Annotated in this window: 13 protein-coding genes; 4 read left to right on the top strand and 9 right to left on the bottom strand. The window is 52.4% G+C overall.

Features of this window, described 5'->3' with window-relative positions:
• Nucleotides 1-92: 92 nt before the first annotated feature.
• The 4 genes from MET42_RS0103920 to MET42_RS0103905 form a co-directional block, all read right to left on the bottom strand.
• The gene (locus MET42_RS0103920) at nucleotides 93-1085 is read right to left on the bottom strand and encodes an NAD(P)H-dependent glycerol-3-phosphate dehydrogenase (RefSeq protein ID WP_019881489.1); all 993 of its coding nucleotides are present in this window, start codon (nucleotides 1083-1085) and stop codon (nucleotides 93-95) included.
• A gap of 63 nt (nucleotides 1086-1148) precedes the next feature.
• Nucleotides 1149-1625, bottom strand: coding sequence for a protein-export chaperone SecB (gene secB, locus MET42_RS0103915; RefSeq protein WP_019881488.1), 477 nt, complete (start codon nucleotides 1623-1625; stop codon nucleotides 1149-1151).
• 96 nt (nucleotides 1626-1721) lie between these two features.
• Nucleotides 1722-1979, bottom strand: coding sequence for a glutaredoxin 3 (gene grxC, locus MET42_RS0103910; RefSeq protein WP_019881487.1), 258 nt, complete (start codon nucleotides 1977-1979; stop codon nucleotides 1722-1724).
• 38 nt (nucleotides 1980-2017) lie between these two features.
• A complete protein-coding gene (locus tag MET42_RS0103905) occupies nucleotides 2018-2428 on the bottom strand; it encodes a rhodanese-like domain-containing protein (protein WP_019881486.1) in 411 nt (136 codons plus the stop codon).
• A 146-nt stretch (nucleotides 2429-2574) separates the two neighbouring features.
• On the opposite strand from MET42_RS0103905, the gene gpmI reads away from it, so the two are divergent.
• From gpmI to MET42_RS0103885, 4 genes are all read left to right on the top strand, one after another.
• On the top strand, nucleotides 2575-4125 hold the full coding sequence (gene gpmI, locus MET42_RS0103900; RefSeq protein WP_019881485.1) for a 2,3-bisphosphoglycerate-independent phosphoglycerate mutase: 1551 nt from the start codon (nucleotides 2575-2577) through the stop codon (nucleotides 4123-4125).
• Nucleotides 4126-4235: 110 nt separating this feature from the next.
• On the top strand, nucleotides 4236-5525 hold the full coding sequence (locus MET42_RS0103895) for a murein hydrolase activator EnvC (RefSeq protein ID WP_232411289.1): 1290 nt from the start codon (nucleotides 4236-4238) through the stop codon (nucleotides 5523-5525).
• Between the two features lie 264 nt (nucleotides 5526-5789).
• Entirely contained in the window at nucleotides 5790-6998 is a 1209-nt protein-coding gene (locus MET42_RS0103890; RefSeq protein ID WP_019881483.1) for a C2 family cysteine protease, read from the top strand.
• Nucleotides 6999-7141: 143 nt separating this feature from the next.
• Nucleotides 7142-7570 (top strand): hypothetical protein, encoded by a 429-nt coding sequence (locus tag MET42_RS0103885; RefSeq protein ID WP_019881481.1) that lies wholly within the window; start codon nucleotides 7142-7144, stop codon nucleotides 7568-7570.
• Between the two features lie 9 nt (nucleotides 7571-7579).
• Here MET42_RS0103885 and MET42_RS0103880 read toward each other — a convergent pair whose 3' ends face one another.
• The 5 genes from MET42_RS0103880 to MET42_RS0103860 form a co-directional block, all read right to left on the bottom strand.
• Nucleotides 7580-7834, bottom strand: a complete 255-nt coding sequence (locus tag MET42_RS0103880; protein WP_019881479.1) for a hypothetical protein — start codon at nucleotides 7832-7834, stop codon at nucleotides 7580-7582.
• 29 nt (nucleotides 7835-7863) lie between these two features.
• The gene (locus MET42_RS0103875; protein ID WP_019881477.1) at nucleotides 7864-8283 is read right to left on the bottom strand and encodes a secondary thiamine-phosphate synthase enzyme YjbQ; all 420 of its coding nucleotides are present in this window, start codon (nucleotides 8281-8283) and stop codon (nucleotides 7864-7866) included.
• A gap of 62 nt (nucleotides 8284-8345) precedes the next feature.
• Complete coding sequence (locus MET42_RS0103870; RefSeq protein ID WP_019881476.1) at nucleotides 8346-8867, bottom strand: hypothetical protein; 522 nt, start codon at nucleotides 8865-8867, stop codon at nucleotides 8346-8348.
• A gap of 92 nt (nucleotides 8868-8959) precedes the next feature.
• On the bottom strand, nucleotides 8960-11542 hold the full coding sequence (gene clpB, locus MET42_RS0103865; protein WP_019881475.1) for an ATP-dependent chaperone ClpB: 2583 nt from the start codon (nucleotides 11540-11542) through the stop codon (nucleotides 8960-8962).
• A gap of 119 nt (nucleotides 11543-11661) precedes the next feature.
• Entirely contained in the window at nucleotides 11662-12846 is a 1185-nt protein-coding gene (locus tag MET42_RS0103860) for a glycoside hydrolase (RefSeq protein WP_019881474.1), read from the bottom strand.
• Nucleotides 12847-12916 lie beyond the last annotated feature (70 nt).

Here is a 12916-nt window from a genome sequence, read left to right as displayed (position 1 = left end):
ACACCTTAAAGCTGACTCGATTACTTGCGCCAAGTTCCAGCGTTTGTGTAATGAAGGGTTAAAGCAGCCAGAAAACGGCTGCAGGATAAGATTTAGACAGACTCTTGACGCTGACCACGGCCCAGCAAGGCACTCACCGCTTCTTGCGCGGTTTTCTGGTTGGTCAGTAATTGATTTACTTCAAAGGTAATCGGCATTTCAACGCCCATCGTCTCAGCACGACGCATCACTTCGCGCGCAGTATTCACGCCTTCAGCCACATGCCCTAAACCGGCCAGTATGCTTTCCAGCGATTTGCCGGAAGCGAGTTGCAGGCCGACTTCACGGTTACGTGAATATTGACCGGTACAGGTCAGGATCAGGTCGCCAGCGCCTGCTAACCCCATAAACGTTTCCGCTTTGGCGCCCAAGGCCATGCCAAAACGGGTAATTTCAGCCAGGCCGCGCGTAATCATGGCGGCACGTGCATTGTTACCAAAGCCCATGCCATCTGAAATACCTGCGGCGATCGCCATCACATTCTTGACCGCCCCGCCGACAGAAGCACCCACTACATCCACACTGTCATACACGCGCAAGCAACCACCGTGTATAAGTTGTGCAGCCTGTTGTGCCAGTTCCCGGTGATTCGCCGCCAGTGTAATGGCCGTGGGTAAGCCACGCACCAGCTCAGCAGCAAAACTGGGGCCGCTTAACACGCCCCAGGGATAATCGGCACCCAGCTCCTCTTGTGCCACTTCAAATGGTAATTTTGCCGTTTGCGGCTCCAGGCCTTTATTGGCCCAGATCAGGGGCTGCGTGATACCCAAGGCCTTAAGCTGTTGCAAGATTGGCCGGAAGCCAGCCGTTGGCACGACAGATAAAATCAGGTCAGACCCAGCCACTGCTGCAGCCAGGTCGTCTTCAACCGTAAGCTTTTCAGGAAAAGCAAAGTCGCCCAGATAGAGCGGATTAGCACGCGCTTTGCGCATACCGGAGACATGCCCGCTATTACGCGCCCACAGCACAACGTCGTGCTGTAAGGCGATATGCATGGCGAGCGCGGTGCCCCAGGCACCAGCACCAAGAACGGCGACCTTACTCATTTGGCTTTATCCAGATAAAAGACAAAAGTAAGTCACAGGTAACTTACTTTTTAAGATAAAAAATTAGTTAGGTGCGCCAGCAGCCTGGGCAGCTTGTTGCTGCTGTTGCAGGTAAAGCGCTTCGAAGTTGATCGGGTTCAACAATACAGGCATAAAGCCGGCGCGTGTCACCATGTCAGAAATCGCTTCACGGGCATATGGGAACAGAATGTTCGGGCAAGCCACAGCCAAAATAGGCTCCATGTTTTCTTGCGGCACGTTACGAATCGCGAAAATACCAGACTGGTTAACTTCCACCAGGAAAGCTGTTTTGTCTTCGATTTTGGCGGTCACGGTCACTTTGATAGAGACATTGAAAATGCCTTCTTCGACTTGCTGTGCATTATTGCCCAACTCTACATTGATTTGCGGAGTAGCACGCTCAGTGAAAATAGCAGGCGCATTTGGCACTTCAATCGAAGCATCGTGTACATACAGCTTTTCAATGCTGAAAATCGGCGCTGCGTTTTGTTCTGTTTGGTTCTGTGAATCCTGAGCCATGAATTATCCTTAATAATTATCAATACACAAAGCCGCTATTCTAACCGGACATCCCCGGCATGACTATGTGTTTTTTGTGACAAAAAACAATGTGTTTCAAGCAGCCAGCAATGGGTCCAGGCCGCCTTGTACATCAAGCGCATGCAAGTCATCAAAGCCACCTACATGCTGCTCGCCAATAAAAATCTGCGGCACCGTACGACGACCGGTTTTTTCCATCATTTCAGCCCGCAATTCCGGCTGTAAATCGACGCGGATTTTTTCAATCTCGGTCACGCCCTTGTTCTTCAACAAACGTTCCGCATTGATGCAATAAGGGCATACTGCGGAGGTATACATCACGACTTTAGCCATACAATTCCTTTTAAAAACACTTCTGCTTGCAATGCCGCTTATTTGCTGCTCGGCATCTTGGCCTCTATCCAGGCCAGCATGCCACCCTTGAGGACATTCAAAGTCGTAAACTGTTGCGCTTTGAGCAATTTGGCGGCGGTATGCGCACGCCTGCCACGCTGGCAAACAACCAGCACAGGTTTATCGCGAAACTTTTCCAACTCTTTAAGGCGCGCAGACAATTGCGATAACGGCACATTACGCGCCCCTTGCAAATGACCCTGGGAAAATTCGTCAGGCTCTCGCACGTCTAGCACCAGCGCAGACTTACGGTTCATCAGTATCACGGCCTCAGTCACCGATAGCGAAGTGATGCCAGCCACAGAGCGACTCAACATCGGCAATAGCAAGGCCAGGCCCGAACCGATTGCCAGACCGATCAACAATACATTTTGTTTTAAAAACTCCACTTGTACACTCGCCCTCTTAGCTTAATGATTAGCAGCACGATTGAATAAAGCACCAGCCCCTTCGGGTATGCGTCGCCTGCGGTTGCGATTATAATAGACGAATTCATCAATTCGACGTTCCGTCACCACTTTAAAGACTGTTAGCCATGTCAATCAAACCTGTCATTTTGCTTATCCTCGATGGTTTTGGTCACAGCGAGACCACTGAATTCAATGCCGTGTTACAAGCCAACACCCCGAACCTGGACAGATTAAAGGCCACTTACCCGCACGGGCTAATCAATGCCTCGGAGCATTACGTCGGCTTGCCAGATGGCCAGATGGGCAACTCTGAGGTCGGTCATTTGAATATTGGGGCGGGACGTATCGTCTTTCAAGACTTTGAACGCATTAATAACAGCATCAGCAGCGGTGAGTTTTTCAAATTGCCTGCCCTGGTGAATGCCATGCAGGCACTCAAAGCGAATGACAAAGCCTTGCACATTCTCGGCTTGCTGTCTGACGGTGGTGTACATAGCTATCAGCCACATATTCATGCCATGCTCGACATGGCCAAGCAACAAGGCCTGAGCAAGGTCTATGTGCATGCCTTCCTTGATGGCCGCGACACGCCGCCAAAGAGTGCTCAACCCTATCTGCAAGTACTGGAAGACCACCTGAGCGCACTGGGTGTGGGCAAAGTCGCCACCGTTGGCGGCCGTTTTTATGGCATGGACAGGGACAAGCGCTGGGAGCGTGTATCAGTAGCTTATGAACTGCTGGTTAATGGCACTTCTGACTATGTCGCGCCTGACAGCCTGACAGCTTTGCAACAAGCCTACGCACGTGAGGAAAGCGATGAGTTTGTAAAATGCACCGCCATCCGTGCAGTGGATGCAGCACCGGTCCGGATGGAAGATGGTGACTGCCTGGTGTTTATGAACTTCAGGAGTGACCGTGCCCGCCAGCTGACAGATGCCCTGCTTAACCCACAATTTAGCGGTTTCGAACGTAGCCGCGTGCCGCGCTTCAGCCACTATTTTACGCTGACACAATATGACAAAAACCAAACCTTGGCCGAACCAGTGTTTGCGCCATTTACGGTGCCTAACACCTTTGGCGAATACGTGTCTAATCTTGGGCTGAAACAGCTGCGTATCGCCGAGACTGAAAAATATCCGCACGTGACATTTTTCTTTAACGGCGGCGAAGAAACCGTATTTACCGGCGAAGACCGCATTCTGGTGCCGTCGCCTAAAGTCGCGACTTATGACCTGCAACCGGAAATGAGCGCTTACGAGCTCACCGACAAACTGGTGGCGGCGATTGAATCCCAGCAATACCAGGCAGTCATTTGTAATTATGCCAACGGCGATATGGTAGGCCATACCGGCAACCTGCAGGCAGCGATTAAAGCGGTAGAAACCCTGGACACCTGTGTTGGGCGCGTAGTCGCTGCGGCACAAAAAATGGGCGCAGAAGTTATCATTACCGCTGATCATGGCAATGCCGAAAGCATGTTTGACCACGCCAGCGACCAGGCACACACCCAACACACTACCAACCTGGTGCCGTTTATTTACATTGGCCGGGCCGGGCAGATTACCCCCGAAGGGGCGCTGTCTGATATTGCACCGACCTTGTTGTCATTAATGGGGGTACCGCAACCGGCCGAAATGACAGGTAAAAACCTGATCACCCTCAATGCAGTGGCCTAAACTGGCCCGCTTGGTGCATGCCTGATTTCAGCGTAATTGCTTATCCACAGCCCAAACGACTGTGGGCAGCCTTGGCTGCTTGCCTTGCCTTGTGTGCAAGCGGCTTACCCATGCCTGTGCACGCAGCGGCCAATGACAAAACCGAAACCACCAAGGGCGACCTGGAGCAAGTCAAAGAGAAAATCCAGCAGTTAGCCAATGCACTCAAAGCTTCTCGCGTGGCCAAGCAGGATGCGCATGAGGCGTTAAAAGCCTCAGAAACCGCCATCAGCAGCTCACGTAAAAAGCTGCGCGAAATTCAGGATGCGCAACAGGACAATCGCGGTAAGTTGCAAGACCTGCAAAAGCAATTGTCATTATTGCAGCGCCAGGTCAATCAGCAGCGCCACGCACTGAGCGAACAGCTTAATCAGCAATACCGCCATGGCAATAACAGTCCGCTGCAAATGTTATTACAGCAGCAAGACCCGGCTAATACCACGCGCAACCTGAAATACCTGGGCTACCTGACGGCGGCTCACCAGCAGCAAATCCAATCATTGCAAGACAATCAGGAAGCGATAGACCGCGTACGCTCGGCCACCACAGAGCAACTACACGAAACCGAGCGCCTGGCGAATCAATACAGTGAAACGACGCAAAAACTGGAAGGTGAAAAATCACGCCGGACTGAAGCCTTAAACGAGCTTTCCAAACAAATTGAAACGCAAGAGCAGCAGATGGTGCGTCTGAAAAAAGACGAAGAAGCCTTGTCACAATTGTTCCAGCGCCTGCTGGCCGAAGCGAAAAAGCGTGAGCAGGAAGCGCTGGCCAAAGCCAAACGCGAAAAAGAAGCGGCCGCGAAAAAAGCCGCTGAACTGGCACGCAGCAAGAAAAAATCTGGCGGACGCACCTTTGAACGCGCACCACAGACCAATGTTGATGACAGCGACAGCAGTACACCAAACAACACAGTCGTTGCTAAAAATGAAACCTTACCCGAATACAACGCCAATAAAGAAAACTTCTCGCAATTGCGCGGTCGCTTGCGCTTGCCGGTACGTGGCGATGTCATTAACCGCTTCGGCACCGCACGCGCAGACACGGGCGTCAGCTGGAAAGGCATTTTCATCCGCGCCAAAGAAGGCGGCGAGGTCAAATCCGTGGCGGGCGGCCAAGTAGTCTTTGCCGACTGGATGCGCGGTTTTGGCAACCTGATCGTGATCGATCACGGCAACGGCTATATGAGTTTGTATGGCAATAATGAGGCTTTGTATAAGTCTTCTGGACAAAGCGTCAAATCCGGCGACACCATTGCCGCCGTCGGCAATAGCGGCGGCAATGCCGAAAACGGCGTCTACTATGAACTGCGTCGCAACAGTATTCCTTTTGATCCGCTGCAATGGAGCACTGTGCGCTAGCACCCTCCCCCCGTAAATCAGCGCCCATGTAAATAACCACCTGAGGTAAGAGGTGGTTTATTTTTGTCTACAGGCTATCTCCAGCTAAATACTCAACCCAAAAATGATAAATTAATTTAAATTTAATTATTATTTATTAACATATTCATATACCATCAAATGTCCGGAAAACATCCGGAAGGCGATGGGCGCACCAGCGCTCATGACCCTAGCAATCAACTTAACCTCGTTCGTTTATACAAACAGTCGTTTAGGAGAATAGCCATGGAAGTGAATATTGGAGTCATTAATCCGTATGCCGCCGCAGAAGTGATTGCGCAAAAGAAAATCAACTGGGAGCAAGTCGCCGAACCTGAAGTCATGCTGGCGGAGATTTTAGGCGTCAGCGCAGAAAAAATCTTTGACCTGCGTAACCCCATCCTCAGGCCAGATGCTGAACTTTCCGCCGACGGTAGTCTGAAGGTGCTATCTGAAGCACAAACTGCAGACAGGATTAACCGTTTCTATCAAACCCAAAGTCCTGTTGCCACCAGATCTATCGGTGCACAACGTTTGCGCCTGGGCACCATCAGAAAATCGGTGGTGTTATCTGAGATCATGATTAATACCGCCGTGTTACGCACGGCCATTGCCAGTACGCCATGGACACCTCCAGACAAAGACTGGGTAGATATGGGCGACTACTTTGAAGATGTGGCCGAGCTCAACGACCCAATACAAGGCGTATTGGGCGACTGCTATTTCATAGCCGCCATGGCGTCGGTCGCCTGGGCCAGACCATATGCCATCGTCAATATGACCCGCCCTTCAGCCTGGGGCAATGAGGAACAGCCGATACACAAGGTCAATTTTTATAAAAACGGGGCCGGGGAGGCACAAGCCGTGGAAGTGACAGAGTTGGTGCCAGTCAGCAAGCCTGCGCACAACTGGGTCTACGCGCGCTCACTGGATGCAGGCGAAACCTGGCCAGCTGTGATGGAAAAAGCCTACGCAAAATGGCGGACCAATAATAGTACAGACTTTCCCAACTATCCGGCCATCGCCGGCGGCGACCCGGTGAATGCCTGTGCCGAAATCATCAGCGGTGAAAAGACGTATGTCAGTCATAGTGGCAAAACCGGCGATGATTTGTGGACATTTGTCCGTAGCCATTCGCTTAGCAGACGTACGGTTAACCCGATGGTAGCCTGGACCTATGGCTCCTCCCCCGCCGGGACCAATTACAGCACAGCCAAAGTGGTCGGCAATCATGCGTATTCGATTCTGGGCTGGCAATATGTTGACGGTGAAAAATACATCGTCTTGCGCAATCCGTGGGGCACGCATCATGCCGTGCTGGATACGCTGTCAGGCAACTGGTCTGCCTACCAGATATCGTTCTCGGCCAGTATCCCACTCAATAGCAACGGTGTGTTTGCCATGAAGGCGAGTACCTTCCAGCAATATTTTGCCGGCTCAGGTGTCGTGGTATAAATAATGAAGCATGCCTTTACCAGCCACGTGCAACCAGCGTGGCTGGTAAAGGCCATCATCCCCAGACCATCATTTTGCGAATCGTAACCACCCTGTTACTGCTAACACTGCCATTGCTGCCGGGTAGCGAAAGGAAGCCGTCAATGACACCGCAAATCACACGCTTGATTTACCACTATCAGGGCGCATCCGTGCCACCGCCCTACCATCGCAGCTTCGCGCTGACGGTTGATGCCGAAAGGATCCATTTGGTTATCACCAGCTATGACGAGACACTAGCCGACGTAGAGCAGGAGCCAGCAGCAGATATCATGCTGCAACTGACACAATGGATTCAAGACTACCACCTGGTGGCCATGCCACGGCAGGCCATCCGCCCAGCGCTATCTGCAGATACCGGCGCAGGCATCCATTCATTGATGCTCTATGCCGGGCAGCAAAAGATCATGGATGCCAGTACGGCTAAACACGCTGACAGCACAACTGCAATATTGACCGGGGATGTGGAGTCTTTCGCCAGGCAACTCACGCAATGCGTCGACCACTATGAAACCTATATGCACACGCCCTAATATGGGTGCCTAGCGCGCGTCCTCGGGGATCACCGGCAATGGCATGTTACGCCTGGCTTCGGCATAAATTTTATCCAGTTCTTCTTGCGACATGGTGATACCAGGGACGCGCTCATCTGCGCTAGGCTCATAGCCGCCAGCGGATGAGGGTTCGGCATTTGCTGACGGCTTCACAGCCTGCTCGGCTGTTGAAGCCTCATGCTCACAACCCACCAGGCAAACAGCACACAAAAAAGACAAGACAACGATAGAGCTATATTTCATCACAACATTTCTAACACAATAAAAACGAATTACTCACCCATCACATGCATCAACACGCGACGGCGGGCGGGCAAATGACGGTGCTCAAACAGGAAAATACCTTGCCACTGGCCAAGGGCAACCCGACCCTGCAACACAGGGATGGACAGGCTGGTTTGCGTGAGCGCCGTACGCACATGCGCAGGCATATCATCCGGGCCTTCCACGGTATGTATAAACAAATCATCGCCATCAGGCACTAGTCGATTAAAAAACGCTTCCAAATCAACCAGTACATCACGGTCATAATTTTCATTGATCAGCAGGCTGGCAGAAGTGTGTTGAATATAGAGCGTGAGCAATCCGCTCCCGATGCCGGACTGCTGTACCCATTGCAAGACTTGCGGCGTGATATCGTACAAACGCCGCCCTTGCGCATCGATAGAAAGTGTTTCGTGATGCTGTCGCATAGCGGATTCCCGGAACAAAGAACTAAACCTGCATTATACCGGGTTCAGGTCACGAGCCAGTATTACCAGTAGCGCCAGCCACCGCCCCAATAAGGTCGGTAACCCCAAGGGCCACCGTAGAAGCCTGGGCCGCCATAAAACCAGGGGTCCATGCTACGCAACCTCGCCATGTCACGCTCGCGCTTCAGTTTTGCCTCAGACTCCACGCGCGCTTTTTCGCGCTTGTTAATTTCGTCAGCAATGGCATTCTGTTCAGCCAGCGCGTTGGCCTGCTGCATGTAATTGAGCACGCCTTTGGAGATGCCTTTTTGATGCCAGTCCAGCACATCAGACGGCGTCAGCGAATAGCGTGACTGCGATTGTTTGATCGCCTCAATAATCTCGGCATCGGTTTTGCCTTGCTTGCTCATAGCCACAATCTGCTCCAGGGTCAACGTGGATTGGGCAGGTGGCACCAGCGCAGCAAGCTGCTCAGGCGAAATGCGGTCAATTTGCAAAGGCTGTGGTGGCTGCGAAGCGCAGCCAGCCAGCACGCCCAGCAAAAAAGTCGCAGAGATTAAACGCAAAGATTGTGAATAACGCATAGTGCTTCCATTCTACACCCGATAAAAGTAAAGGGTCACACCCGGTATGACCCTTTTATTGCAATCAAGTTTCAGTGAGCTGATCACTGTGTTTAGCCTTTGCGAAACTGCATCTTCCCGGCCTGGAAGTCGACGCGAATCGTGTCTTTGGCGGCAAACTGCCCAGCCAGAATTTCACGCGCCAGCGGATTCTCGATTTCACTCTGAATAGCCCGTTTTAACGGCCGCGCGCCATACACCGGATCAAAGCCGGCGTTGGCAATTTCAGCCAAGGCGGCATCACCGATCTCCAGTTGCATATCCATCGCGGCCACCCGTTTGGCCAGCAATTGCAACTGGATACTGGCAATCGATTTCACATGTGTTTCGCCCAGAGAATGGAACACCACGACTTCATCGATACGGTTGATGAACTCAGGACGGAAATGCGTTTTCACTTCGCCCATCACCGCCAACTTGACCACCTGGTAATCTTGGTCGGCCATACTTTGTATCATCTGGCTGCCCAGGTTGGAGGTCATGATAATCACCGTGTTTTTAAAGTCCACCGTGCGTCCCTGGCCATCGGTCAGGCGACCATCATCCAGCACTTGCAACAACACGTTAAACACATCCGGGTGCGCTTTTTCCACCTCATCGAGCAACACTACAGAGTAAGGCTTGCGACGGACGGCTTCGGTCAGCGTACCACCTTCTTCGTAACCGACGTAGCCAGGCGGCGCGCCAATCAGGCGGGAGACTGAATGCTTCTCCATAAACTCACTCATATCAATACGCACCAAGTGATCCGGGCTATCAAACAGAAAGTTAGCCAGCGCTTTGCACAACTCGGTTTTACCCACGCCGGTAGGCCCCAAAAACAAGAAGCTGCCATATGGGCGGTTAGGATCACTCAAGCCGCTACGCGAACGCCGAATCGCGTCTGACACCAGGCGCACCGCTTCATCCTGTCCGACCACGCGCTCATGCAAGCGGCTCTCCATATTAAGCAACTTTTCACGCTCACCAGTCATCATTTTGCTCACAGGAATGCCCGTCGCGCGGCTGACCACTTCGGCAATCTCGTCAGCGCCCACTTCGGTGCGCAGCATTTTATGTTTGACCGCACCATTAGCTTCTGCCGTTGAAGCATGCTTTAACTGTGCTTCCAGCTGTGGCAGTTTGCCATATTGCAACTCAGAGACTTTTTGCCAATCGCCCTTGCGCTTGGCGGCTTCCATGTCCAGCTTGATCTTTTCGATCGCCTCTTTAACGCCAGCAGAGCCTTGCACGGCGGCCTTTTCTGCTTTCCACACCTCTTCCAGGTCAGCGTACTCTTTTTCCAGCTTACTGATTTCGTCCTCAATCAGGCCAAAGCGTTTCTGGCTGGCTTCATCCTTTTCGCGACGCACCGCTTCACGCTCGATTTTAAGCTGAATCAGGCGGCGGTCGAGCTTATCCATCACCTCAGGCTTGGAGTCGATTTCCATCTTGATGCGCGAAGCCGCCTCGTCAATCAGGTCAATGGCTTTGTCTGGCAAAAAACGGTCAGTAATATAGCGATTAGATAACTCAGCTGCCGCCACAATGGCCGGGTCAGTGATCTCTACGCCATGGTGCAGCTCGTATTTTTCCTGCAAACCGCGCAAAATGGCAATCGTCGCCTCAACACTCGGTTCATCGACCAATACCTTCTGGAAGCGACGCTCCAGCGCCGCATCTTTTTCGATGTATTTGCGGTATTCATCCAGCGTGGTCGCACCCACACAGTGCAGCTCACCACGCGCCAGCGCTGGTTTCAGCATATTGCCCGCATCCATCGCACCCTCGGACTTACCCGCGCCGACCATGGTGTGAATTTCATCAATAAAGACAATGGTCTGGCCTTCGTCTTGCACCAACTCTTTGAGCACAGACTTTAAACGCTCTTCAAATTCACCGCGGTATTTGGCTCCGGCCAGCAAGGCGGCCATATCCAGGCTCAGTACTTTTTTGTTTTTGAGCGAATCTGGCACTTCGCCATTCACAATCCGTTGCGCCAGGCCTTCGACGATGGCCGTTTTACCGACACCAGGCTCACCGATCAGCACCGGGTTGTTTTTGGTACGACGTTGCAATACCTGGATCGCGCGGCGAATTTCATCGTCACGGCCAATCACCGGATCGAGCTTGCCGGCACGCGCACGCTCGGTCAGGTCCAGGGTGTATTTTTTCAATGCTTCACGCTGGCCTTCAGCTTCCTGGCTGTTAACTGAGTCATTTCCGCGTACCGCCTTAATCGCCTGTTCCAGCGCAACCTTATTCACGCCGTGCTGCTTGAGCAATTTGCCTGTGTGACCTTTGTCATCGGCCAGGGCCAGCAAAAACATCTCGCTGGCAATATAGCTATCGCCACTCTTTTGGGCCAGTTTGTCGGTGACATTTAACAGGTTGTTAAGGTCGCGCGAAACCGCGACATCGCCGCTGTTTTCACTGACTTTGGGCAAGGCGTCAATTGCTTGTTGCAAGCCGGATTTCAGTGCACTGACTTGCGCACCCGCGCGTGACAACAAGGCAGCAACACCGCTATCGTCCTGGTTGAGCATCGCCAGCAACAAATGTGGCGCTTCAATAGTAGGGTGGTCGGCACCCACAGCCATGCTCTGGGCATCGGCCAGTGCCTGTTGAAATTTGGTGGTGAGTTTATCAAAACGCATGCAAACCCTTTCATTATTTAAAGTCATGCCGCAGCGCGCGGCTGGATAACCCTATAATGCGGCGGGTTTTTGCGTTTTCAATAGATACAGATCAAATTGGCGCGACTTTAGTCTGTGGTTTAATGCGTAAACGGCACCAGTTGCAAGCCCTTATCGGCGCTGTTCACTGCCAGCGTTGCTTGCCCTTGCAGATAAAGCCATTGTGGATAATCGAGCTTGCTGCTGTGTACGATCACGACCTGCGCGCCCCAAGTTCTACCGCCGTCTGATGACGCCATCGCCACAATATCAGCGCCATTATGATCATGTTCTTGCCAGGCTAGCCAAACCTGATCGCCGACGCTCAATAGTGCCGGATGACCTGCATTCCTTTTCGTGTCACCAAAGCGTCGCGGCGGCGAAGTCACCCAGGCCTGGCCATCCATACGCGCAATGCGCAAACCAGGTTTGTCACCCGCACCATCAAAATAAGCCAGGTGATAACCAAACCCTTTACCCACCGCCAGGGCCGCGCCATGATGCGGGCAACCTTCTATTTTCCAATGGCCATAACTGGCACGCACCAGCACAGGCTTACCCACAGGGCCAATTTCGGCCATGGCATGATCGCGCTCACTCCCTTCAAACACATGCCGCCACAATACGGCCACAGTACCATCCGGTTTGCTGGTCATGGCAATGCGGCAACATTCACAACTGTTATCGGCCAGCTTCTGCTCAGGGCTAAAGCTTTTGCCTTGATCGGGTGAAACCGTATAATAAATCGCTGCGCCGTCATAGGCTTTAGCTGCGGCTTTGGCTGCCAGCATATCCCGCTTATCCAGCCAGGCAACGGTAATCGTGCCATCTGCCGCCACTTGCAAAGCATCATAACGATGGGTGATTTGTTCACGGTGCTGATGCACGATATAGGGTGCTTCAAACCTTTTGCCGCCATCCAGTGATCGTGCAAACCAGATATTGCCCGCATGGTTCTTTTTCAGCGCCTCGGTCCAGCTGACATAGACGGCGCCATTGGCATCTGCTGCAATATTTGGCCGCGCTTCTGCGTCTGCCGCAATCTGCATCGGCGCAGGATTCACAGCGACTTCGGTGCTAAAATGCTTGCCGGTATCGTCACTGGCCGACACCCAAACCTGCCCCTGTCTGACCTGCGCCAGCAACACACGCCCGGCATGGTCTACCGCAACACTGACGGCCAATTGACTGGCGGATGGTTCGTGATGGGACTCATGTGCTTGCACCACCTGTATCGATAGAAAAAAAGCCAGCCCCCACACCAGATTTGCCCACTGTTTGACCATCAATCGCCAACCCATCGCTTAATCAGAAACACCTTTAAATTTACCTTAATTATCAAACGTTAATGTCGCT

It is taken from the genome of Methylophilus sp. 42 (assembly GCF_000384155.1).
Taxonomy (GTDB): Bacteria; Pseudomonadota; Gammaproteobacteria; order Burkholderiales; family Methylophilaceae; genus Methylophilus.
The sequence above is the reverse complement of the archived record's forward strand: the minus strand, read 5'-3'. Positions and strand labels throughout refer to the sequence as shown.

Bases quoted from the DNA above. Each gene is read 5' to 3' on its own strand.
- grxC (WP_019881487.1), bottom strand. From the start codon at position 1,979: ATGGCTAAAGTCGTGATGTATACCTCCGCAGTATGCCCTTATTGCATC.
- MET42_RS0103895 (WP_232411289.1), top strand. From the start codon at position 4,236: ATGCCTGTGCACGCAGCGGCCAATGACAAAACCGAAACCACCAAGGGC.
- MET42_RS0103860 (WP_019881474.1), bottom strand. From the start codon at position 12,846: ATGGTCAAACAGTGGGCAAATCTGGTGTGGGGGCTGGCTTTTTTTCTA.
- MET42_RS0103885 (WP_019881481.1), top strand. From the start codon at position 7,142: ATGACACCGCAAATCACACGCTTGATTTACCACTATCAGGGCGCATCC.
- MET42_RS0103880 (WP_019881479.1), bottom strand. From the start codon at position 7,834: ATGAAATATAGCTCTATCGTTGTCTTGTCTTTTTTGTGTGCTGTTTGC.
- MET42_RS0103875 (WP_019881477.1), bottom strand. From the start codon at position 8,283: ATGCGACAGCATCACGAAACACTTTCTATCGATGCGCAAGGGCGGCGT.
- clpB (WP_019881475.1), bottom strand. From the start codon at position 11,542: ATGCGTTTTGATAAACTCACCACCAAATTTCAACAGGCACTGGCCGAT.
- secB (WP_019881488.1), bottom strand. From the start codon at position 1,625: ATGGCTCAGGATTCACAGAACCAAACAGAACAAAACGCAGCGCCGATT.
- MET42_RS0103920 (WP_019881489.1), bottom strand. From the start codon at position 1,085: ATGAGTAAGGTCGCCGTTCTTGGTGCTGGTGCCTGGGGCACCGCGCTC.
- MET42_RS0103890 (WP_019881483.1), top strand. From the start codon at position 5,790: ATGGAAGTGAATATTGGAGTCATTAATCCGTATGCCGCCGCAGAAGTG.
- MET42_RS0103870 (WP_019881476.1), bottom strand. From the start codon at position 8,867: ATGCGTTATTCACAATCTTTGCGTTTAATCTCTGCGACTTTTTTGCTG.
- gpmI (WP_019881485.1), top strand. From the start codon at position 2,575: ATGTCAATCAAACCTGTCATTTTGCTTATCCTCGATGGTTTTGGTCAC.